At 72.2% G+C, this 22,011-nt stretch carries 20 protein-coding genes; 9 read left to right on the top strand and 11 right to left on the bottom strand.

Annotated elements, in window-relative coordinates; all coding sequences use genetic code 11:
• Position 1 precedes the first annotated feature (1 nt).
• The 5 genes from ACWFR1_RS21430 (at position 2) to ACWFR1_RS21410 (ending at position 5,162) form a co-directional block, all read left to right on the top strand.
• A complete protein-coding gene (locus ACWFR1_RS21430; RefSeq protein WP_453553439.1) occupies positions 2–1,351 on the top strand; it encodes a sulfate adenylyltransferase subunit 1 in 1,350 nt (449 codons plus the stop codon).
• A gap of 204 nt (positions 1,352–1,555) precedes the next feature.
• Positions 1,556–2,665, top strand: coding sequence for an aliphatic sulfonate ABC transporter substrate-binding protein (locus ACWFR1_RS21425; protein WP_453553437.1), 1,110 nt, complete (start codon positions 1,556–1,558; stop codon positions 2,663–2,665).
• A gap of 58 nt (positions 2,666–2,723) precedes the next feature.
• Complete coding sequence (locus ACWFR1_RS21420) at positions 2,724–3,518, top strand: ABC transporter ATP-binding protein (protein ID WP_453553435.1); 795 nt, start codon at positions 2,724–2,726, stop codon at positions 3,516–3,518.
• Positions 3,505–4,407 (top strand): ABC transporter permease, encoded by a 903-nt coding sequence (locus tag ACWFR1_RS21415; RefSeq protein ID WP_453553433.1) that lies wholly within the window; start codon positions 3,505–3,507, stop codon positions 4,405–4,407. The genes ACWFR1_RS21420 and ACWFR1_RS21415 overlap by 14 nt, the downstream gene beginning before the upstream one ends.
• A gap of 8 nt (positions 4,408–4,415) precedes the next feature.
• Positions 4,416–5,162, top strand: coding sequence for a sirohydrochlorin chelatase (locus ACWFR1_RS21410; protein ID WP_453553431.1), 747 nt, complete (start codon positions 4,416–4,418; stop codon positions 5,160–5,162).
• Positions 5,163–5,181: 19 nt separating this feature from the next.
• Here ACWFR1_RS21410 and ACWFR1_RS21405 read toward each other — a convergent pair whose 3' ends face one another.
• From ACWFR1_RS21405 to ACWFR1_RS21385, 5 genes are all read right to left on the bottom strand, one after another.
• Positions 5,182–5,823 (bottom strand): mycothiol-dependent nitroreductase Rv2466c family protein, encoded by a 642-nt coding sequence (locus ACWFR1_RS21405; protein ID WP_453553429.1) that lies wholly within the window; start codon positions 5,821–5,823, stop codon positions 5,182–5,184.
• Between the two features lie 74 nt (positions 5,824–5,897).
• Positions 5,898–6,452: a DUF1697 domain-containing protein gene (locus ACWFR1_RS21400; RefSeq protein WP_453553427.1), complete on the bottom strand. Its 555-nt coding sequence runs from the start codon at positions 6,450–6,452 to the stop codon at positions 5,898–5,900.
• Positions 6,453–6,593: 141 nt separating this feature from the next.
• A complete protein-coding gene (locus ACWFR1_RS21395; protein WP_453553425.1) occupies positions 6,594–7,889 on the bottom strand; it encodes an ABC transporter substrate-binding protein in 1,296 nt (431 codons plus the stop codon).
• Complete coding sequence (locus ACWFR1_RS21390; RefSeq protein ID WP_453553423.1) at positions 7,886–8,728, bottom strand: carbohydrate ABC transporter permease; 843 nt, start codon at positions 8,726–8,728, stop codon at positions 7,886–7,888. Before ACWFR1_RS21390 ends, ACWFR1_RS21395 begins: the two co-directional genes overlap by 4 nt.
• Positions 8,725–9,669 (bottom strand): carbohydrate ABC transporter permease, encoded by a 945-nt coding sequence (locus ACWFR1_RS21385; RefSeq protein WP_453553421.1) that lies wholly within the window; start codon positions 9,667–9,669, stop codon positions 8,725–8,727. The genes ACWFR1_RS21390 and ACWFR1_RS21385 overlap by 4 nt, the downstream gene beginning before the upstream one ends.
• Positions 9,670–9,812: 143 nt before the next feature.
• Here ACWFR1_RS21385 and ACWFR1_RS21380 point away from each other — a divergent pair, with 143 nt between their 5' ends.
• Positions 9,813–10,670 carry a phosphotransferase enzyme family protein gene (locus tag ACWFR1_RS21380; protein ID WP_453553419.1) on the top strand — a complete coding sequence of 286 codons (858 nt, stop codon included), beginning with the start codon at positions 9,813–9,815 and terminating at the stop codon, positions 10,668–10,670.
• A gap of 50 nt (positions 10,671–10,720) precedes the next feature.
• Positions 10,721–11,029 carry an alpha/beta fold hydrolase gene (locus ACWFR1_RS21375; protein WP_453553417.1) on the top strand — a complete coding sequence of 103 codons (309 nt, stop codon included), beginning with the start codon at positions 10,721–10,723 and terminating at the stop codon, positions 11,027–11,029.
• Here the strand turns inward: ACWFR1_RS21375 and ACWFR1_RS21370 are convergent.
• The 4 genes from ACWFR1_RS21370 to ACWFR1_RS21355 all read right to left on the bottom strand — a co-directional run bounded on the left by ACWFR1_RS21370 (position 11,026) and on the right by ACWFR1_RS21355 (position 15,570).
• Positions 11,026–11,748: an exonuclease domain-containing protein gene (locus ACWFR1_RS21370; protein WP_453553415.1), complete on the bottom strand. Its 723-nt coding sequence runs from the start codon at positions 11,746–11,748 to the stop codon at positions 11,026–11,028. The two genes, ACWFR1_RS21375 and ACWFR1_RS21370, sit on opposite strands and share 4 nt — an antisense overlap.
• A 77-nt stretch (positions 11,749–11,825) precedes the next feature.
• Positions 11,826–13,130 (bottom strand): SAV2148 family HEPN domain-containing protein, encoded by a 1,305-nt coding sequence (locus ACWFR1_RS21365; protein ID WP_453553414.1) that lies wholly within the window; start codon positions 13,128–13,130, stop codon positions 11,826–11,828.
• Between the two features lie 113 nt (positions 13,131–13,243).
• Complete coding sequence (locus ACWFR1_RS21360; RefSeq protein ID WP_453553412.1) at positions 13,244–14,617, bottom strand: copper amine oxidase; 1,374 nt, start codon at positions 14,615–14,617, stop codon at positions 13,244–13,246.
• A 59-nt stretch (positions 14,618–14,676) separates the two neighbouring features.
• Positions 14,677–15,570, bottom strand: a complete 894-nt coding sequence (locus ACWFR1_RS21355; protein ID WP_453553410.1) for a Tat pathway signal sequence domain protein — start codon at positions 15,568–15,570, stop codon at positions 14,677–14,679.
• A gap of 137 nt (positions 15,571–15,707) precedes the next feature.
• Here ACWFR1_RS21355 and glgX point away from each other — a divergent pair, with 137 nt between their 5' ends.
• The gene (gene glgX, locus ACWFR1_RS21350) at positions 15,708–17,828 is read left to right on the top strand and encodes a glycogen debranching protein GlgX (RefSeq protein WP_453553408.1); all 2,121 of its coding nucleotides are present in this window, start codon (positions 15,708–15,710) and stop codon (positions 17,826–17,828) included.
• Here the strand turns inward: glgX and ACWFR1_RS21345 are convergent.
• On the bottom strand, positions 17,797–19,014 hold the full coding sequence (locus ACWFR1_RS21345) for an MFS transporter (RefSeq protein ID WP_453553526.1): 1,218 nt from the start codon (positions 19,012–19,014) through the stop codon (positions 17,797–17,799). The two genes, glgX and ACWFR1_RS21345, sit on opposite strands and share 32 nt — an antisense overlap.
• A gap of 90 nt (positions 19,015–19,104) precedes the next feature.
• Here ACWFR1_RS21345 and treY point away from each other — a divergent pair, with 90 nt between their 5' ends.
• Positions 19,105–21,450: a malto-oligosyltrehalose synthase gene (gene treY / locus ACWFR1_RS21340; RefSeq protein ID WP_453553406.1), complete on the top strand. Its 2,346-nt coding sequence runs from the start codon at positions 19,105–19,107 to the stop codon at positions 21,448–21,450.
• A 66-nt stretch (positions 21,451–21,516) separates the two neighbouring features.
• Here treY and ACWFR1_RS21335 read toward each other — a convergent pair whose 3' ends face one another.
• Positions 21,517–21,993: a hypothetical protein gene (locus ACWFR1_RS21335; protein ID WP_453553404.1), complete on the bottom strand. Its 477-nt coding sequence runs from the start codon at positions 21,991–21,993 to the stop codon at positions 21,517–21,519.
• Positions 21,994–22,011 lie beyond the last annotated feature (18 nt).

Below are 22,011 nucleotides of genomic sequence, written 5' to 3'. Positions count from 1 at the left end.
CATGACGAGCACGACCGAGCAGTTCGCCGAGTTCGCCGACGTCTCGGCGACCACCCTGCTGCGCTTCGCCACCGCCGGCTCCGTCGACGACGGCAAGTCCACCCTGGTGGGCCGTCTCCTCCACGACTCCAAGTCGGTCCTCACCGACCAGCTGGAGGCCGTCGAGGCCGCGTCCCTCAAGCGCGGCCAGGAGGCGCCCGACCTGGCGCTCCTCACCGACGGTCTGCGGGCCGAGCGCGAGCAGGGCATCACGATCGACGTGGCGTACCGCTACTTCGCCACCGCCCGCCGCCGCTTCATCCTCGCCGACACCCCCGGGCACGTGCAGTACACCCGCAACATGGTGACCGGCGCGTCGACGGCCGAGCTGGCCGTCGTCCTCGTCGACGCCCGCAACGGCGTGGTCGAGCAGACCCGCCGACACGCCGCCGTCGCCGCCCTGCTCCGCGTCCCGCACGTGGTCCTGGCCGTGAACAAGATGGACCTCGTCGACTACGCCGAGCCCGTCTTCGCCGCGATCGCCGAGGAGTTCACGACGTACGCCTCCGAGCTCGGCGTCCCGGAGATCACCGCGATCCCGATCTCGGCGCTCGCCGGCGACAACGTCGTGGAGCCGTCCGCGAACATGGACTGGTACGGCGGCCCGACGGTCCTCGAGCACCTGGAGACGGTCCCGGTCAGCCACGACCTGACGGCCTGCCACGCGCGCTTCCCCGTCCAGTACGTGATCCGTCCGCAGACCGCCGAGCACCCCGACTACCGGGGCTACGCCGGTCAGATCGCGGCCGGTGCCTTCCGGGTCGGCGAGCGGATCACCGTCCTGCCGTCCGGGAAGACCTCCACGATCAGCGGGATCGACGCCCTCGGCGAATCGGTGGACATCGCCTGGGCCCCGCAGTCGGTCACGATCCGGCTCGCCGACGACATCGACATCTCGCGCGGCGACCTGCTCGCCCCGGTCGGTGACGCCCCGGCGACCACCCAGGACATCGAGGCGACGGTCTGCCACGTGGCCGACCAGCCGCTCACCGTCGGCCAGCGGGTCCTGCTCAAGCACACGACCCGCACGGTCAAGGCGATCGTCAAGGACATCCCGTCGCGGCTGACCCTGGACGACCTGTCCCAGCACCCGAACCCCGGGCAGCTGGTCGCCAACGACATCGGCCGGGTCGTCGTGCGCACCGCCGAGCCGCTCGCGCTCGACGCGTACGCGGACTCCCGCCGTACCGGTTCCTTCCTGCTGATCGACCCGGCGGACGGCACTACCCTCGCGGCCGGCATGGCGGGCGAGTCCTTCGCCACCGGCAAGGCCGTCGCGGCCGTCGAGGACGAGGAGGGGTGGGACTTCTGATGTTCCAGGACATCTACGCCACCTTCGCCAAGGAGGGTGGTCGCGTGGGCGGCGGCACCCTCGGGACGGGCCAGGGAGGTGTGGCGCGATGTTGCGCGCCGGTCTCGACGCACCGCGCGAGCGGTGCACGCCGGCTCCACCCGCTCCACCCCGAACGACATAGACGCAGACTTCGCAGAAGTTGAATCGAGGGGACTCCTTCCCGTGCCTGCCACCACCCGTACCACCCTGCGCCGCAGCCTCACCACCGCCACCGTTTTGCCACTGCTGATCGGCGCACTCGTCTCCTGCGGCTACGGCTCCCAGGCCAAGAGCGACGAGAAGAAGGTGGCTGCCGTGGGCGCGAAGCTCTCCGCCGACACCGTACGGCTCGGGTACTTCCCCAACCTCACGCATGCCACGGCGCTCGTCGGCGACCAGGAGGGCTTCCTCCAGAAGGAGTTGGGCGGCACGCAGCTGGTGTCCACCACGTTCAACGCCGGCCCGTCCGAGATCGAGGCGCTGAACGCGGACTCGATCGACATCGGCTTCATCGGCCCCTCGCCGTCCATCAACGGCTACGTCAAGAGCAAGGGTTCCAACCTCCGCATCATCGGCGGCTCGGCCTCCGGCGGCGTGAAGCTCGTGGTGAACCCGGCGAAGATCAAGACCCTGGACGACCTCAAGGGCAAGCGGATCGCCACGCCCCAGAAGGGCAACACGCAGGACGTCGCCTTCCTCAACTGGATCGCGGAGAAGGGCTGGAAGGTCGACTCCGCGAGCGGCAAGGGCGACGTCGCGGTGGTGCGCACGGACAACAAGACGACGCCGAACGCCTTCAAGTCGGGCTCCATCGACGGCGCCTGGGTGCCGGAGCCGACCGCTTCCAAGCTCGTCAGCGACGGGGCGAAGGTCCTCCTCGACGAGTCCGACCTGTGGCCGGACAAGAAGTTCGTCATCACGAACATCATCGTGTCGCAGAAGTTCCTCACGGCCCACCCGGACGTCGTCGAGGCCTTCCTGCGCGGCGCGGTGAAGACCACCGAGTGGATCAACGCCAACCCGGACAAGGCGAAGGCCTCGGCCAACGCCAAGCTGAAGGACCTCTCGGGCAAGGCGCTGGGCGCGAAGGTCATCGACGCCGCGTGGCCGTCCATCCAGTTCACGGACGACCCGCTGGCGGCCACGCTCCAGGCCCAGGCCGGTCACGCGGTGAAGACCGGTCTCCTGGAGCAGCCCGAGCTCACGGGGATCTACGACCTGAAGCCCCTCAACAAGGTCCTGAAGGCCGCGGGCAAGCCCGAGGTCTCCGACGCCGGTCTCGGCGTGAAGTAGCCAGGCGTCAGACACCAGTGCAGCAGCCCGAGTTCAGCTTCACCAGGAGGTGACGACCATGGCCACGACCGCGACGCTCGCCAAGGCCGAGGACCGTGCGGCGGTGACCCATGCCGCTCGTATCGCGCATGTCTCCAAGTCCTTCGGCGGACCCGCCGGCGGACAGCTCGTCCTCGACGACATCTCGCTCGATGTCGCCCCCGGCGAGTTCGTCACCCTCCTGGGGGCCTCGGGCTGCGGCAAGTCCACGCTGCTCAACCTGGTCGCCGGGCTCGACCGGCCGTCCGCGGGGTCCATCGAGACCCCCGGTGGCCGGCCGGCCCTGATGTTCCAGGAGCACGCCCTCTTCCCGTGGCTCACCGCGGGCAAGAACATCGAACTGGCCCTGCGGCTGCGCGGGGTGCCCAAGACCGAGCGGCGCCCCGAGGCCGAGCGGCTGCTCGACCTCGTCCGGCTCGGCGGCTCGTACGGCAAGCGGGTGCACGAGCTGTCCGGCGGCATGCGCCAGCGGGTCGCGCTGGCCCGGGCGCTCGCCCAGGACAGCGACCTGCTCCTGATGGACGAGCCGTTCGCCGCGCTCGACGCCATCACCCGGGACGTGCTCCACGACGAGCTGACCCGGATCTGGCGGGAGACGAAGGTGTCGGTCCTCTTCGTCACCCACAACGTCCGCGAGGCCGTGCGGCTGGCCGAGCGCGTCGTCCTCCTCTCGTCCCGGCCGGGCCGGATCGCCCACGAGTGGACCATCGACATTCCGCAGCCGCGCCGCATCGAGGACGCCGACGTCGCCGAACTGTCCCTCGAGATCACCGAGCAACTCCGTGGGGAGATCCGCCGTCATGGCCAGCACTGAAGCCACTCCAGAGACGCCGAGGGCACGGAGGGCCGACGACCTCGCCGGCCTGGAGGCCGGCCTGGACGCACTGGACAGCGTGCAGATCCGGCGGACCCCCTTCCGTGAGGTCCTCCTCAAGAAGGTGTTCCCGCCGCTCCTCGCGGTCGCGCTGGTCCTCGTGGTCTGGCAGCTCCTCGTGTGGGGGAAGGTCACCGACGACTACAAGCTGCCCGCCCCGTCCGCGGTGTGGGACAGCCTGACCACCATGTGGCTGGAGGGCACGCTCCTAGAAGTCCTCTGGACGAGCGTCTCCCGGGCCCTGCTCGGCTTCCTCCTCGCGCTCGCGATCGGCACCCCGCTGGGTCTGCTGGTCTCGCGCGTGCCGTTCGTGCGCGCGGCCATCGGCCCGATCCTCTCGGGTCTCCAGTCGCTGCCCTCGGTGGCCTGGGTGGCGCCGGCGGTCCTCTGGCTCGGCCTGAACGACAGCATGATGTTCGCGGTGATCCTGCTGGGCGCCGTCCCGTCGATCGCCAACGGTCTCGTGTCCGGCGTCGACCAGGTCCCGCCGCTCTATCTGCGGGCCGGCCAGACGCTCGGCGCGACGGGCGTCAAGGGCGCCTGGTTCATCGTGATGCCGGCCGCGCTGCCGGGCTACCTCGCCGGCCTGAAGCAGGGCTGGGCGTTCTCCTGGCGTTCGCTGATGGCCGCGGAGATCATCGCCTCCTCCCCCGAGCTGGGCCTCGGTCTCGGCCAGCTCCTGGAGAACGGCCGCAACGACTTCGACATGCCCGGCATCTTCCTGGCGATCATCCTGATCCTCGTCGTCGGCGTCGCCATCGACCTGCTGATCTTCAGCCCGCTGGAGCGTGCGGTGCTGCGCCGCCGCGGCCTCCTGGCGAAGGGCTGAGCCACCCCATGAACAGGCCGGTCCTCCTCGTCATCGCCCACGGCAGCCGCGACCCGCGGCACGCGGCGACCGTCCAGGCGCTCGTGCGCCGGGCCGGTGCACTGCGGCCGGGGCTGCGCGTGGAGACGGCGTTCCTGGACTTCAACCTGCCCTCGGTGATCGGGGTCCTCGACCGGCTCGCCGCCGACGGGGTACGGGACGTGGTGGCGCTGCCGCTGCTGCTGACCCGGGCCTTCCACGCGAAGGCCGACGTCCCCGCCGTCCTGCGGCAGGCGCCGCCCCAACTGCGGATCCGGCAGGCGGAGGTCCTCGGACCGTCGCCGCTGCTGATCGCGGCGGTGCAGCGGCGGTTGTACGAGGCCGGGCTCACGCCCGGCGACAAGAGCGCGACCGGGGTCGTCCTGGCCTCGGCGGGCTCCACCGACCCGGAGGCGATCGCGGTGATCGCAGAAACGGCGCGGGAGCTGCGGCGCACCGGTTGGTGCTCCGTGCGGCCCGCTTTCGCCTCCGCATCTCTCCCGCGCACGGAGGACGCCGTCCGGCTCCTCCGTACCGATCCGGGCGTCCGCCGGGTGGCCGTCGCCCCGTACGTGATCGCCCCGGGCAGACTCCCGGACCGGATCGCCGCCGGCGCGGCCGGGGCGGACGTCCTCGCGGACGTCCTCGGCCCCTCCCCCGAACTGGCCGCGCTCCTCGTGGAGCGGTACGACGGCGCCGTACGCGCCTCGGAGCGGATGGCCGCGGCGGCCATCTAGGGCGTGCCGCTCGGGATCGTCAGTCGAAGTCGAGACCGCCCGTGCGGGTCCTCTTCAGCTCGAAGAGGTCGGGGTGGGCCGCCAGGACGCGGAAGCCGTCGAAGAGTTCGGCGGCGCGTTCGCCGCGCGGGATCGCCCGGAGGACCGGGCCGAACCAGACCGTGCCGTCGACGTGGATCGTCGGTGTGCCGACGTACCCCCCGGCCTCGGGGTCCTTGCCGGCGTCGTGGCTGCGGCGGACGGCCTCGTCGTACGCCGGGTCGTGGGCGGCGGCGGCGAGTGCGGCGGGGAGGCCGAGTTCGGTGAGTGATTCGGCGACGACCGTGTCGAAGTCCTTCTGCTTCTTCTCGTGGATGCGGGTCCCGTAGGCGGTGTAGAGGGGGCGCAGGATCTCCTCGCCGTGCCGCTCGGCGGCGGCTGCCGCGACGCGTACCGGGCCGATGGAGGCGTCGACGAGTTCGCGGTACCAGTCGGGCAGGGTGTTGCCCTCGTTGTGGAAGTACAGGCTCATGACCTTGAAGCGGAGGTCGATCGGCCGGTGGCGTTCGACCTCCAGCATCCAGCGGGACGTGATCCAGGCGAAGGGGCAGACGGGGTCGAAGAAGAAGTCGACGGTGGTACGGGGCTCGGTGCGGGGCTCGGTCGCGGTGCTCGTCGTCATGCAGCTGAATCTAGCCAGCGGGTGGCCCGTCACCTTGGGCCAATGCCGAGCCCTCGGGGTGGGCCACTCGGTCGTCAGTCCTCGTGGGTCATCTCGACGAGTCTGACCACCGTGTTCCAGTTCCGGGCGGTGGCCACGAGTCCCTTGACGACGGCGGGGCGGGAGACGACGTCCCCCAGCTTCGACCGGCCGAGGCCCTCGGGGACGTAGAGGTAGAGCACGCGGTCGCCGAGGGCGAAGTCCTCCGGCAGATACGCCTCCCGGTCGATCGCGGCGAAGCGTTCCGGCTCGGCCGCGCCGGAGTAGAAGACGGCGTGGAGCTGTTTGCCCTCGAGCTCGGCGGCCGGGAAGGGGCAGGCCGCGACGACGGCCGCGAGGTAGTCGCCGTCGCGGACCAGACAGTCGACGTGGAAGCCGAATCGGCGCTCGATCGCGTCCTCCAGCTCGGCAGTGAGCTCGGCGTCGGAGGCGTTCCCGTCGGTGGTGAGGACGGCGTTCCCGCTCTGGAGGTACGTGCGGACGTTCCGGTGGCCGAGGCCTTCGAGGACGGACCGGAGCTCCGCCATGGGGACCTTGCGGTGCCCGCTCACGTTGATGCCGCGGAGCAGGGCCGCGTATGTCTTCGCCATGGGTTCACCTTAGGTCGGCCACCGCGCCGCGTGGGGGGCGGCACGGTGGCCGGTTCGAACACTCTCCGATGGGAGCGATCCTGGAGAAGACCCTTCACCCATCTGTGACTTATTCAACAAGGTTTCGTAATGACGAATCCATCATTTGCGCTGATAGCGGGCGAGGACCCGATTGCCGTCCTCCACCAGCCGCCGGCGCAGCTCGGCGGCACCGATGGCCCCGCTGTAGTACTCCTGGAAGGCCGGTGTCGCCACCTTGTCCTTCCACTCCGGGTATCCGCGCACCCCCTGCGCGGGGGCCGGCCGCAGCCGCTCGGCGACCTCGGCGCCGGTCGCCCAGCCGTCGCGGGCGGTGTGCAGGGAGGGGTCGGCGAGCGCGGCCGTGCCGGTGGGCAGCATCCAGTCGCCGCGGGCGAGCCGCACCATGTTCTCCGGCCGCAGGAAGAAGTCGAGGAACTCCGCCGCCTCCTTCTTGTACGGGCTGTCCTCGGCGATCGACAGGGTCTGCGGGGAGACGCCCTGGGCGAGCCCCTCGCTCCCCACCGGGGCGGGCAGCACCGTCCACGCGAAGCCCTTGGGAGCCTGCTGGGCGATCTGCTGCCGGTAGGCGAAGCCCAGCGGGACCATGGCGTACTTGCCGGCGAAGAAGCCGGGCAGGGTGTCGGATCCGCCGCTGCCGAGCGTCGTGCGCGGGGCGGTGTGGTCGACGACGACCTGGTCGTGGACGGTGCCGGTGACGACGGCGTCGGCCTCGGTGAAGTCGACGGTGATCCGGCCGTCCGCTCCCCGGTGGAACAGGCTGCCGCCGGCCGACACCCCGAGGTTGAGGCTGACGGAGACGGGCTCCTTGAGCGGCCAGGCGACGGCGTACCGGTCGGGTCCCATGAAGGTGGTGAGGTCCCGGGCGACCTGCCGGAACTCGCTCCAGGTCCAGGGCTTCTCGGGGGTGGGGACGCGGACGCCGGAGGACTCCAGGATCTTCCGGTTGGCGATGATCACACGGGGTTCCTGGAGGAAGGGGACGCCGTGGATTCCCTCGCCGAAGGTGGTGGTCTCCCAGCTGCGGGCGGGGATGTCGGCGCGCAGCCGTGCGGAGAGCAGCGGGCGCAGATCGGCGAGGTCGCCGCCGTAGGCGAAGTCGCCGAGGTCGTCGGCGGCGTCGTGGATGATGTCGGGCGCCTCGCCGCCCTCGAAGGAGGTGAGGAGCTGGTCGTGGACGGAGTCCCAGCTGCCCTGGACGTAGTCGATCTGGACGTCGGGGTGGGCGGCGTTCCATTCCGCCACGAGCTGCTTGTTGGCGTCGACGGACTCCTTCTGCCAGGCGAGGGACTGGAAGCGGAGGCGTACGACGCCGTCGTCGGGGCGCTCGCCGCCACCGGCGCAGCCGGTGAGGAGCAGGGCGAGCGCGGCGGTGAGGGTGAGGAGCCGTCGTCTCATGACTTCACCGCCCCGGCCAGCATGCCGCCGGTGATGCGGCGTTGGAGGAAGGCGAAGACGACGAGGGACGGCAGGGTGGCGAGGAAGGCCGCGGCGGCGAGCGGGCCGAGGTCGGCGACGCCCTCGGCGCCGAGGAAGTGGGTGAGGACGACCGGCAGGGTCTGCTTCTCGGGGGTCTTGAGCAGGACGAGCGCGAAGAAGAACTCGTTCCAGGCGGTGACGAAGGCGAAGAGGGCGGTGGCGACGATGCCGGGGACGAGCAGCGGGGCGGTGACGGAGACGAGGGTACGGAGCCGGCCGGCGCCGTCGACGGCCGCGGCCTCCTCCAGCTCGGCCGGGACGGCCTTCACGTATCCCATGAGCATCCAGAGCGCGAAGGGCAGCGACCACACCACGTAGACCATGACGAGGCCGGGGACGCTGTTGATCAGGTGGAGGTTCTTGAGGATCAGGAAGAGCGGGATGATCACCAGGACGAAGGGGAAGGCCTGGCTGATCACGACCCAGCCGGTGGCGGCCGTGGCGAGCCGGCCCCGGTGGCGGGCGGTCACATAGGCGAGCGGGGTCGCGACGACGACCGCGATGAGGGCCGCGGCGAGCGCGGCGACGAGACTGTTCCCGGCCGCCCTGAGCAGCGGCTGCTCGTCGAACGCCTGCCGGAAGTTGGCGAGCGTCGGCTCCTCCGGGATCCAGGTGGGGTGCAGCGAGGCCAGCTCGGGGGCGGGCTTGAAGGCGGTGGAGACGAGCCAGAGGAAGGGGAAGGCGAGGAAGGCCAGATAGGCGAGGAGGGCGAGGTACTGGCCGATCCGCGCGGGTCTGCTCGTCCGGAGGGCGCTCACCGGTCCTGGTCCCCTTTCAGCCGGCGTACGAGGGAGAGGGCGGTGAGCACGGAGACGGCGGCGATCATCACGCAGCCCATGGCGGCGGCGTAGCCGAACTGGCCGTACCGGAAGGCCTCCTCGTAGGCGAAGAGCATGGGGAGCCGGGTCCGGCCGCCCGGTCCGCCGCTGGTCAGGACGTACACCAGGGCGAAGGAGTTGAAGTTCCAGATGAGGTTGAGCGCCGTGATGGCGAGGGCCACCGGCCTCAGCGCGGGCCAGGTGACGGTACGGAAGCGGCGCCAGGCTCCGGCGCCGTCGAGGGCGGCGGCCTCGTGGAGTTCGCGCGGGGTGTTCTGAAGGCCGGCGAGCAGGGCGACGGTGGTCTGGGGCATGCCGGCCCAGACACCGACGACGATGACGGCGGGGAGGGCGGTGGCGAGCCCGGAGAGCCAGTCGTGGCCCTGGCCGAGGCCGAGGTCGCGGAGGGTCTCGTTGAGGATGCCGGCGTCGGGGTTGTAGACGAGCCGCCACATGATGCCGACGACGACCTCGGGCATCGCCCAGGGGACGATCGCGAGCGCCCGTGCCAGCCAGCGGAAGCGGAGCTTCTGGTCGAGGAGGAGGGCGAGGCCGAGGGCGAGCAGGAACTGGGGGACGGTGACGCCGACGGCCCAGACCAGGCCGATGCGGAAGGAGTCCCAGAAGAGGGTGTCGTGGAGCAGGTCCTGGAAGTTGAGGGTGCCGATCCAGCGGGTGGCCTGGGTGCGGCCGGACTGCGCGTCGGTGAAGGCGAGCGCGATGCCGTAGAGGAGCGGGCCGACGCTGAGGACGAGGATCGGCAGGAGCGCCGGGAGCACCAGGAACCAGGCGCCGAGGTCGGGCCCCCGGGGGCGTGTCGTGCGGACGGTCCGCGGTGTCCGCGTCCCGCCCGGCCGCTTCGTCGCGGTCGCCGAGCTCATCGATCCGACCCCCGTCTGCCGCTGCCGCGCCGGTGGGAACCCCGTCATGGTGCTGACGGGCCGTCGGGCCGTCAAGGTGACCTGCACGCCACCCCTGACCTGGTGGGAGACTTTGGCTCAAACGCACAGGTAGGGAGAGGTCGATGGACGAGGCGCGGGCGCGGGAGATCCTGGCGGCGGCGGGGCTGCCGGTCGCGGAGGCGCGGCTGCTGGCCTTCGGGGAGAACGCGGTCTTCGCCGTGGGCGACCTGGTGGTGAAGGTCGGCAGGGACGCCGAGCTGTTCGAGCGGGCCGGCCGTGAGGTGGCCCTCGCCGGATGGCTCGCCGACGCGGGGGTGCCGGCGCCCCGGGCCGCCGAGGAGAAGCCGCGGCTCGTCGACGGCCACCCGGTGACCTTCTGGCATCGGCTGCCCGATCCGGTCCGGCCCGCGGAGCCCCGCGATCTGGCGCCGCTGCTGCGGGCCGTGCACGCCCTGCCCGAGCCGGCGGGGTTCACGCTTCCCCGGCGTGAGCTGCTCGGCGGGGTGGAGCGGTGGCTGCGGCTCGCGGGCGAGGCGATCGACCCGGCGGACGCGGCCTTCCTCCGGGAGCGGCGCGACGCCTTCGCCCCGGCGGCCGCCGCGCTCACTCCGCATCTGGCGCCGGGCCCGATCCACGGCGACGCCCTCCCCCGGAACGTGCTCGTCGGCCCGGACGGCCCGGTCCTGATGGACCTGGAGACCTTCTCCTCCGATCTGCGCGAGCACGACCTCGTGGTGCTCGCCCTCTCCCGGGACCGCTACGGCCTCGACCCGGCCGCCCATGACGCCTTCACCGAGGCGTACGGCTGGGACGTGCGGGAGTGGGAGGGGTGCGCCGTACTGCGCGGCGCGCGGGAGACCGCGAGCTGCGCGTGGGTGGCCCAGCACGCGCCGACGAACCCGAAGGCGCTGGCCGAGTTCGAGCGGCGGGTCCGCTCGCTGCGGGACGGCGACCCGGAGGTCCGCTGGTACCCGTTCTGACATCATGAGCCCCGTCGAACCGGGCCGATCGAACGGGGTGTTGGGCGCGGGTGGAACTGTCCGAGGTGACTCTCGACGTCGAGGTGAGCGGTGAGGGACCGGCCGTGCTGCTCGTGCACGGCTTCCCCGACAGCCACCGGCTGTGGCGCCACCAGGTCCCGGCCCTCACGGCGGCGGTCTTCCGGTGCGTCGTCCCCACGCTGCGGGGCTTCGGCGCCTCGGACCGTCCCGAGGGCGGCCCCGAGGCGTACCACCCGGCGAAGCTGGACCAGCCGGAGAAGGTGAACGACCTGCTGCTCTCCTTCCTCAAGGAGAACGGCTGGAGCCTGTCCGGCGGATCAGGGTCGGACAGGCCCTAGAAGGGGACGGGCACGGCGCCGCGCAGGGGCCAGACCGGGTCGACGACCGCCTCCGTGTCGCCCTTGCGGCGCAGGAAGGCCTGGAAGTTCTCCGCCCAGGCGCGGTACCAGACGATCTGCCGCTCGTGGAGTTCGCCCGGATCCATCCCGGCGACCTCGGGGTGCCGCTCGGCTATCGCGACGGCGACCCGGACGGCGGCGAGCGCGTCGGCGGCGGCCTCGTGGGCGGTTTCGAGGACGACGCCGTACTCGCCGCAGACCGCTTCCAGGGTCCGCTTGCCGCGCCGGTAGCGGTCGACGGCCCGGTCGATGGTGTACGGGTCGACGACGGGTCCGATGCCGGCCCCGCCGAGCCGCTCGCTCAGCGACGGCAGTCCGTGGCGGCGCAGCTCGGCGGAGAGCAGCGTCAGGTCGAAGGAGGCGTTGTACGCCACGATCGGCACGCCCTGGTTCCAGTACCCGGTCAGGGTCTCCGCGATCTCGTTGGCGACCTCCCGGACCGGGCGGCCCTCGGCGGCGGCCCGCTCGCTGCTGATGCCGTGGATGGCGGAGGCCTGTTCGGGGATGCGGATGCCGGGGTCGGCGAGCCAGTCGCGCTGCCGGACGACCCGTCCCTCGTGGAAGCCGACGATCGAGGCCGTGACGATACGGGCCTCCAGCGGGTCGGTGCCGGTCGTCTCCAGGTCGAAGCCGACCAGTGGTTCCCCATGCCAAGCCATCGGGTCCTCCTTACGTGATCTCCCCCGTGGTGGTGACCACCCTCGCACGCACCACTGACAACGCCGCTGGGCGGTGGTCAGGAGACGGGACGAGAGTCGAGCCAGACGGACTCGAATTCCTCCCGGTACGTCTCGAAAAGTCCGTGTTCGCCGTCGGCGCCCTGCTGACCGTGGCGCACCACGCTCCGGCCGCCGCCGCGCAGGACGAGGACCGGGGCCTCCATGCCGCGGGCCTTGCGCAGGTAGGACTGCACGACACCCACCCCGTCGGGGCCGTCGCCGTCCACCAGGTACGCGGTGAAGCGGGGGGTCTCGTCGAAGACGTGGATCTGGAAGGCACCCGGGTCGCGCAGCTTCGAGCGCACCCGCCGCATGTGCAGGATGTTCATCTCGACGGAGCGGCTGAGCTCGCCCTTCTTGAGGCCGAGTTCGCGCTCGCGCCGCTTGACGGCGCTGCTCGCCGGGTTGAGGAACAGCAGCCGCGTCCGGCAGCCGGACTCCGCGAGCCGGACCATGCGGCGCCCGGAGAAGTTCTGCACGAGCAGATTCAGGCCTATGCCGGTGGCGTCGAGGCGTCGGGCCCCGCCGAAGAGGTCCTCGGCGGGCAGCTGCCGCTGGAGCCGCACCCGGTCGGGGTGGACGGAGACCACGTCCGCGTACCGGTCGCCGACGAGCTCCTCGACCGCGTCCACGGGCAGCCGGTCGGCGGACGGGACCCCGGCCCCGCTGCCGAGGATCTCCAGGAGCCGCGCGGACGCCCGCTCGGACTGGGCGAGGACCGTCAGCGAGAGCGCCCGGTTGCGGGAGACGACGTTGCGCGTGACCTCCAGCTCGTCCAGGGCGAGCTCGACCTCGCGCCGGTCGTCGAAGTAGGGCTCGAAGCAGGGCCAGTGCTGCACCATCAGCTCGCGCAGCTGCGGCAGCGTGAGGAAGCTCAGGACGTTGTCGTCGGCCGGGTCGAGCAGATAGCCCTTGCGCCGCGAGACCTCGCGCACGGCGACGGCCCGCTGCACCCACTCCTGGCCGGCGGGTCCGGCCGCGGCCACGACCCACTCCTCGCCGTGCACCGGTTCGTACACGGGCCGCAGGACGGCCGCGACCACGGCCCGCAGCCGCTGTTCGACGAGGTTCAGCCAGATGTAGGCGCGCCCGGCGCGCTGGGCGCGGGTGCGTACCTCGCCCCAGGCCTCGGCGCCCCAGTCGAGCTCCGCGCCGATCTCCACCGGCCGGGCCACGGAGACCGTCCCGGGCGGGACGGTCATCCCCGGCGGGACCGCGGAGCCGGGCGGGGCGACCGTGCCGGGCGGCACCTCGGCGGCGTCGGCCGGGCCTCCCTCGCGCCCCGCGTCACCTGGCGGCAGCTCCAGACCTCCCGAGCTCACCCGCGCACCGCCTTCTTCTGCTCCTGGAAGCCCGTTTCGACCACTCCGACAACGATCAAGGAAGGGTACTCCGCGAGCGGGAGGCGGTGCAGCAGGATCGTCAGGCTGCTCGCTCAACTCCCCAGATCGGGCTGGCCGTTCTGGGAGGCGAGATCGGCCGGAGTGAGCGGATTCATAGCGGTTACGTCCCTGGGCGCGAGCTGGAAGCCCTGCCAGTGGACCGGCATCGGCTGCTGGTCCTCGTCCCGGGCGATGTGGTGGAACCCGATGTTGACCCACACCGACGGTTTGGTCAGGGTCTCGCCGTTGACCCATTTGTCCACGCTGTCACCGGCGTTGGTCCCGCAGTTCCCGATGTTGTTGCTCGCGAACTGCTCGCAGGCCCGCGACTGGGTGAAGTACACGTCGTGCTTGGTGAAGCCGCGGCCGGCGTGGGTGGAGGTGTGGCCGGGCACGATCTCGTACGAGCGGGCGTGGCCGTCGGCGTTCTTGCCGGTGCCGCTGACCACCCGCCACCAGCGCATGTTCCTGGCGTCGCCGGCGAGCTCCTTGGTGACGGCGGTGCGCTTGGTCTTCACGGTCGGTCCGCCGCCGTTGGCGGGCGGCGCGGTGACGGTGGAGTCGAACTGCTCGATCCGGTCCTTGGTGGAGCCGTCGAGCCCGAAGTCGAGCTTCCAGAAGACGTTGTGGGCGTGGCTGGTGGCGTAGGCGCGGGCGCCCTTGCCGATGGGCCAGCCGCGGCCGTCGGTGGCGTTGTAGTCGACGGGCGAGAGGCTGCCGGTGGCTCCGACGTTGGCGCCTATGGTGCCGTCGGCGGAGAAGCGCCACTCGGAGATGTACTCGTACCAGCCGACCTTGTTCACGGTGTAGACGAGCAGGTCCTTGCCCTGCACCTGGTACACCTTGTCGCCGCCGTCGCTGGCCATGCGGTAGGCGTGGCCGCGGGCCCTGGTCGTGGTGCACAGGCCCTTGACCTGGCCGACCTCGGGCACCTTGATCGTGGAGAGGGTGCCGCCGGGGCACTCGGCGGGCTTGAGGTCCTGCAGGCCCCAGCCGAAGCCGGCGCCGGTGAGGTCGTCGTACTCGGCGGCGCCGTCGTCGTACGGCACGTGGATCTGGGCGAGCCGGGCGCTGGTGAGGACCTTGACGGGCGCACCGCCGGGCGGCTGGTAGGTGACGTGGTCGAGCGTGAGTCCGGCGTCGGTGTGGTAGCGCCAGCACATGTTCCAGACGGCGCCGCCTTCGAGTTTCTGCGTGATGCGGTACGCGGCCGAGCAGGCGGGCTGGGCGGGCGGGCGCGGCGTGGTCGTCGGGGCCGGCGGGCGGGGTGTGGTGGTCGGGGCCGGCGGGCGGGGTGTGGTGGTCGGCGCCGGCGGGCGGGGTGCGGCAGTCGCGGGTCCCGCGGCTGCCGTGGCGGTGCCGAGCAGGACGGCCGCGGTCAGGACGGCGCCCCTCCGGCGGGTGCGCGTGGTGCGCTGGGTGGACATGGGAACGTACTCCCTCGTACGGAGATGTCGTGGAACGCGGGAACCGGGTGCGGCGGTGGTCAGCCGACGCGCGTGACGGTCCTCGCGGAGAGGTCGACGATGAGGTTCCGGGTGTTGATCCAGGCCCCGTTGACGACCTTGGTGACGAGCCGGACGCACCGGTGCTCGCCGCAGTCGGCGAGCCGCGCGGGCACGTTCGCCTCGCGGTAGGGGCGGTAGACGTCGCCGTTGAACCACAGCTGCCCGGTGGTGGTGAGCGCCTTGCCCGTGGCGTCCTGGTAGTCCTCCTTGACGCCCTGGCCGAGCGGGCTCGCGAGGATGAGCTCCAGGGCCTCGCGCAGCTCCTCGGGGTGGGCGGAGGGCTGGACGCCGCGCTGCGCGGCGGACCTCTCGACCTTCCCCGTGCCGAGGTTGACGGTCCGGGTGACGAGCTCGTCCTTGGCGTAGTCGTAGAAGCGGACCTCGGCGCGGCGCGTGCCGTCCCCCGGTGCCGGGTCGGCGAGCACGGTGCCCAGGTGCTGCGGGCCGCGCCCTCCCTCGACGTCCTGCTGGGCGGCGGCGGCCGGCGGGGTCAGCGCCAGCGACTCGGCCCTCGTGAGTTCGTCGTCGGTGAGCGGGTCGGAGCCGATGCCCTTCTCCCCCTCGGCCGGCGCCGGGGCGACGGTCGCCGGCGGCGGCACGGCGGCAGGCGCCTGGGCGCCGGGCTCCCCCTGGCCGGTGGCACCGGCCGAACCGTCCCCCGTCGACGCACCGGCGGATCCCGCGGCCCCGACCGATCCGGCGACTCCGGCGGACCCCGCGACTCCGGGTCCCGCGGTTCCGGCGGCTCCCGCGGCCCCGTTCGCCCCCGCGCTGCCCGGCAGGCTGATCGCGACCGCGACGGCGGTTCCCGTCACCGCCATGGCCGCGCCGGCCACCACCTTCCCCAGGTGGCGGCGTGCTATTTCGTACACACTTCCCCCTCTTTCCCCCTCTTGGTGCATGGTCACCCGGTAGGACGGGGCGAAGTCCTAGGAGGTTGCGCCTCTTTCGGGCAGGATCTGGCCGAAGAAACACCACCTAAACCCGGACAGAAGAGGAAGAGTCATCCATGCAAGTCTGGCCGGGACAGGCGTATCCCCTGGGCGCCACCTATGACGGAGCGGGAACCAACTTCGCGGTCTTCTCGGAGGCCGCTCACAGGATCGAGCTGTGCCTGCTCCACGACGACGGCTCGGAGACGGCGGTGGAGCTGCGCGAGACGGACGCCTTCGTCCGGCACGCCTATCTGCCGGGCGTGATGCCGGGGCAGCGGTACGGCTTCCGGGTCCACGGCCCGTACGCCCCCGAGCGCGGGCTCCGCTGCAACGCGGCGAAGCTGCTTCTCGATCCCTACGCGCGCGCGGTGTCGGGGCAGGTCCGCTGGGGCGAGTCGGTGTACGGCTACCCGTTCGGGCGGCCGGACGCGCGCAACGACCTCGACTCCGCTCCGGACACGATGACCTCGGTCGTGGTCAATCCGTACTTCGACTGGGGCGACGACCGGCGCCCGCGCACCGAGTACCACCACACCGTGATCTACGAGGCCCATGTGAAGGGCCTGACGATGCTCCACCCGGACCTGCCGGAGGAGCTGCGCGGGACGTACGCGGGGCTCGCGCACCCGGCGGTCATCGGCCATCTGAAGGAACTGGGCGTCACGGCCCTGGAACTGATGCCCGTCCACCAGTTCGTGAACGACCACCGGCTGGTGGACGCGGGCCTTTCGAACTACTGGGGCTACAACACGATCGGCTTCTTCGCCCCGCACAACGCCTACGCGTCCTGGGGCGACCGGGGCCAGCAGGTCCTGGAGTTCAAGTCGGCGGTGCGGGCGCTGCACCAGGCGGGCATCGAGGTCATCCTCGACGTGGTCTACAACCACACGGCCGAGGGCAACCACCTGGGCCCGACGCTCTCCATGCGGGGCCTGGACAACCCCTCGTACTACCGGCTCTCGAACGACCCCCGGTACTACACGGACACGACGGGCACCGGGAACTCGCTGCTCATGCGCTCCCCGCACGTGCTCCAGCTGATCATGGACAGCCTGCGGTACTGGGTGACCGAGATGCACGTGGACGGCTTCCGCTTCGATCTGGCGGCCACCCTGGCCCGGCAGTTCCACGAGGTGGACCGGCTCTCCTCGTTCTTCGACCTCGTGCAGCAGGACCCGGTGGTCAGCCAGGTGAAGCTGATCGCCGAGCCCTGGGACGTGGGCGAGGGCGGCTACCAGGTGGGCAACTTCCCCCCGCTGTGGACCGAGTGGAACGGCAAGTACCGCGACTGCGTGCGGGACCTGTGGCGGGGAGAGCCCCGCACGCTCGCCGAGTTCGCCTCCCGGCTCACGGGCTCGTCCGACCTCTACCAGGACGACGGGCGGCGCCCGCTCGCCTCGGTGAACTTCGTGACCTGCCACGACGGTTTCACCCTGCGCGACCTCGTCTCGTACCACGAGAAGCGCAACGAGGCCAACGGCGAGGGCAATCGGGACGGCGAGAGCTACAACCGCTCGTGGAACTGCGGTGCGGAGGGCGAGACCGACGATGTCGGGATCACCGAGCTGCGCGCCCGCCAGATGCGCAACTTCCTCGCCACGCTGATGCTGTCGCAGGGCGTGCCGATGCTGAGCCACGGCGACGAGTTCGGGCGGTCGCAGGGCGGCAACAACAACGCGTACTGCCAGGACAACGAGGTGTCCTGGGTGCGGTGGCCGAAGGGGAACAGCGAGGCGGAGGCCACGCTCCTGCGCTTCACCCGGTCGATGGTGCGGCTGCGGCGGGAGCATCCGGTCTTCCGGCGGCGCCGCTTCTTCCACGGGCGTCCGGTGGAGGGCACCCACGACGAGCTCACCGACATCGCCTGGTTCACGCCCGAGGGCGAGGAGATGACGTCGCGGGACTGGCAGGCGGCGCACGCGCAGGCGTTGACGGTCTTCCTGAACGGCAACGCCATCTCGGAGCCGGGGACACAGGGCGAGCGGATCGCCGACGACTCCTTCCTCCTGATGTTCAACGCCTCGGCGAAAGAGCTGGAGTTCGTGGTGCCGGACAGTCACGGCCGTTACTGGCGGGTGGTGGTGGACACCTCCGACCCGGAGGGGATGCCGCCGCAGGAGGGCCCTGAGCTGACCGGGGGCGAGCGCGTGACGCTCGCGCCGCTCAGTCTGACGGTCCTGCGGCGACCGGCCTGAGCTCCCGTACGGGAGCCGCCATCCGCACCGTCCAGGAGAGCACCGCGCAGGCCACGGCCGCGCCCACCGCCACCGCGAAGGCGGCGGGGGCGCCGTGGCCCTCGGCGAGGCGGCCGGAGAGAGCGAGGGCGAGGGCCTGGCCGCCGACGATCCCGCTGGTCAGGAAGGCCATGGACTCGGCGAGCCGGGCGGCGGGCACGGTCCGCTCCGTGAGCCCGAAGACCGTGATCAGGTGCGGGGCGTAGGCGGCGCCGAGGACGACGACGACCGCGTACAGCGCGCCGAGGGAGCCGACGAAGAGCAGCGGTACGGAGAGGACGACGAGTCCGGCGGTGGCCGCGCGCCAGCGGGTGGTGAGCCCGATGCGGGCGGGCAGGGCGGCGAGGGAGAGACCGACGGTGGCGCTCATCACGCCCATCGCCGCGTAGACGAGCCCGGCCTGGGCGGGCGCGCCGAGCTCCTCGGTGAGCGCGGTGATCCCGGCCTGCGAGGCCCCGAACATCGCGCCCTGGAGGACCATCGTGCCGCGCAGCGCGTACGCCGAACGGGGCAGCCGCGCCCGCTCGGCCGCGTCCGTACGGGTGGCCGTGCCGGTGCTCGCGCGGGCGGTGGGATGGAGGGCGAAGGCGGAGCCGCAGACGACGAGGAGGAGCGCGGCGACGAGGAGCGCGGCCGCGGGGTGGGCGAGGGCGGCGGCGAGGCCGACGAGGGCGGGGCCGAGGACGAAGGACACCTCGTCGAGGGTGCCCTCGAAGGAGAGGACCGCGCCGACGGTCCGGTCGTCCGCGCCGGCGCGGCGGGCGAGGGCCACCGAACGCGTCCGGGCGAGCGGCCCGACCTGGGGGACGGTGGCCCCGGCGAGCGCGCCGAGCAGCACCAGCCAGCCGGTGCCCGCGTGGGCGAGCGCGGCGAGGACGAGGGCGGCCACGGCGACGGCGTTGGCGAGGGAGGCCGCGAGGACGACGCCGCGCTGGCCGTGCCGGTCGGCGAGGCGGCCGATGACCGGTCCCGCGACGGTCTGTCCGGCCGCGAGCGCGCCGCCCGCGAGCCCGGCCGTGGCGAGGGATCCGCTGGTCTCGGCGACCAGGAGCAGGCTGCCGAGCTGGCACATGGCGGTGGGCAGCCGGCCGAGGAAGGAGACGGTCGGCAGGACCGGCCCGAGCAGCGAGAACGTCTCGCGGTACATGCGGAGCATCCCGCGAACGTAGTGCGATGCACCCGAACGGGTGCATGGGGTGATGACACAGAAGCCTCCGCGCGGGGTACGTACGTTCGCATGACCTCCCTCCCGGCCCTGTCCGCGCTCCCCACCGCCACCTACCGGCTCCAGCTCCAGCCGGAGTTCCCGTTCGCCGCCGCCGAGCGGGCCGTCCCGTACCTCGCCGGGCTCGGGGTCTCGCATCTGCACCTCTCGCCCGTCCTGGAGGCGGTGCCCGGCTCGACCCATGGCTACGACGTCACCGACCACCGGTCCGTACGGGCCGAGCTGGGCGGCGAGGAGGGGCTGCGGGCCCTGGCCGCGACCGCGCGGGCGCACGGCCTCGGCCTGGTCGTGGACCTGGTCCCCAACCACATGGCGGCCGACCCGCGGCACAACCACGCGCTGCGGTCCGTGCTCCGCGAGGGCCCGGACTCGGCGTACGCCCGCTGGTTCGACGTGGACTGGACGGCGGGGGACGGCCGGCTGCTGCTGCCGTTGCTGCCCGCTCGGCTCCCGGAGGTGCGGGACCGGCTGCGGGTCTCGGACGGGGCCCTGCACCTCGACGGACAGGAGTTCCCGCTGCGGGCGGGCACCGAGGGGCTGCCGCTGGACGAGCTGCTCGACGCCCAGTGGTACCGGCTCGCCTGGTGGCGACTGGCCCGCACGGAGCTCAACTACCGTCGCTTCTTCACCATTTCGGAGCTCATCGGGGTACGGGTGGAGGACCCCGAGGTGTTCGCGGCGACGCACGCGAAGATCGTGGAGCTGGTGGCGGACGGGGTGGTCGAGGGGCTGCGCATCGACCATCCGGACGGGCTCGCGGATCCGCAGGGGTATCTGGAGGACCTGGCGGCGGCGACCGGCGGGCGCTGCTGGACGGTGGTGGAGAAGATCCTCACGGGAGCGGAGACGCTGCCCGCCGCCTGGCCCGTCGCGGGAACCACCGGGTACGACGCGCTGCGCCGGATCGAGGGCGTCCTCACCGACCCGGCCGGCTCCGACGAACTGGCCTACCTGTACCGCGAGTTCACCGGCTGCGCCGGAGACCGGGGCGGGGACTGGGAGGCGACGGCGCGGCGCGCCGCGTACGAGGTGGTGACGCACGACCTGGCCGCCGAGACGGCCGCGCTGACCCGGATCGCGGAGCGGATCTGCGCGGCCGACCCGGCGCTGCGCGATCACGCACCCTGGGCCCTGCGGACCGCGATCCGTGAGCTGCTCGTCCGGGTGCCGGTCTACCGCACCTACCGGACGGGCGGCGAGGAGGTGCTGACCCCGGCGGCGGCGCGGGGCGCGAAGGCCGCGTTCGCCGTGCCGGAGGAGGCCTCGGCCGTCGACCTGGTAGGGGAGCTGGCGCTCGGCGCGCTGGGCGACGGGCCCGAACACCGGGCGTTCCGGGCGAGGTTCGCGCAGACCTCCTCGGCGCTGCGGGCCAAGTCCGTGGAGGACACCGCCTTCTACCGGTACACGCCGCTGCTCTCGGCGAACGAGGTGGGCGGCGAGGCGGGGTGTCCGGCGGTCCCGGTCGACGCGTTCCACGCGTACTGCCTGCGGATCGCCCGGGACTGGCCGGCCACCGGGACCGTACTGTCCACGCACGACACCAAGCGCAGCGCGGACGTGCGGGCCGCGATCGCGGTGCTCGCCCAGTGCCCCGAGGTGTGGGCGGCGCTCCTGACGGAGGTCGCGGGGGTGCGCGCGCCCGATCCGCACCTGGCGTGGACGGCCTGGCAGACGGCCTTCGGTTTCGGCGCCCCGGACGCGGACCGGCTCGGCCCGGCGATCCTCAAGTCCGTGCGGGAGGCGGGACTTCGGACGAGCTGGACCGAGCCGGACCCCGCGTACGAGCGGGCGGTGACCGAGTTCACGGCGGCCGGTCCCGGCCGGATCCCGCTGCGGTCGGCCTCGGAGGCGGCCTTCGCGCTGGAGCCGCACATCCGCGCCCACGCGCTCGGGGCGGCACTCGTGCAGCTGACGATGCCGGGGGTGCCGGAGCTGTACCAGAACACGGAGCGGGAGTACCGGGCGCTCGTCGACCCGGACAACCGCGCCCCGTTCGCGATCGGCCCGGAGGACGACAGGACGGTCCTGGTCCGGGCGGCGCTGCGGCTGCGCCGGGAGCGCCCGGAGGCCTTCGGCGCCACGGGCACGTACGTCCCGCTGACGGCCGAGGGCCCGGCCGCCGCGCACTGCCTGGCCTTCGCCCGCTCCGGCGCGGTGATCACCGCCGTGACCCGGCTCTCGCTGCGTCTCGCGGAGGCGGGTGGCTGGCAGGACACGGAGCTGGTCCTGCCGGTGGGCCGCTGGGGCGATCTCCTCGACGGAGTAAGGGAGTTCACCGGCGGCCCGGAGACGGAGCTCAAGCTCGCGGAACTCTTCGCGGACCGGCCGGTGGCGCTGCTCGCACGACTGGACGACTGAGCGCTCCCGGGGGTCACCCCGGGAGCACCCGGCCGATCGGAGTCGGTCGGAGTCGATCGGATTCGATCAGAAGCGGGAGGCTCGCGTGACCTCGCACGCGGTGTACTCGGAGCCGTCGCCGGTTCCGATGTACGGGGTGGTCACCTCGGCGCTCACGGAGGCGCCCGCCGCGACCGCGATACCGGCCTTGATCGCGGTGGCCGGGGTGACGCTGCCGCCCGCGGCGCCCTTGAACTTCATGGTGACGTTGTAGTCGTAGTCCAGCGAGCCGTCGTTCTTCACGGTGATCCGGGCGACGAGCTTCTTGGTCGACTGGTCGTACTTGCACTCGTCGATGGTCACGTCACGGATCGCCTTGTCCGCGCTGCTGGAGCCACCGGGCACGGAGCCGCCAGAGGTGCTGCTGTTGTCGTTGTCGCTGTGGTTGCTGCCGCTGGAGCCGCTGCTGCCGCCACAGCTGCCGCCGCTCGAACCGCGAGCACCGGTCAGGGCGACGACCGCGACGGCGGCGACGGCGATGGCTCGGACGTGACGCATCTTCATGTTTCAATCCCCGTGGAA

Source organism: Streptomyces sp. NPDC055103 (assembly GCF_053607625.1).
This window is presented reverse-complemented; position numbering and strand designations above follow the sequence as displayed.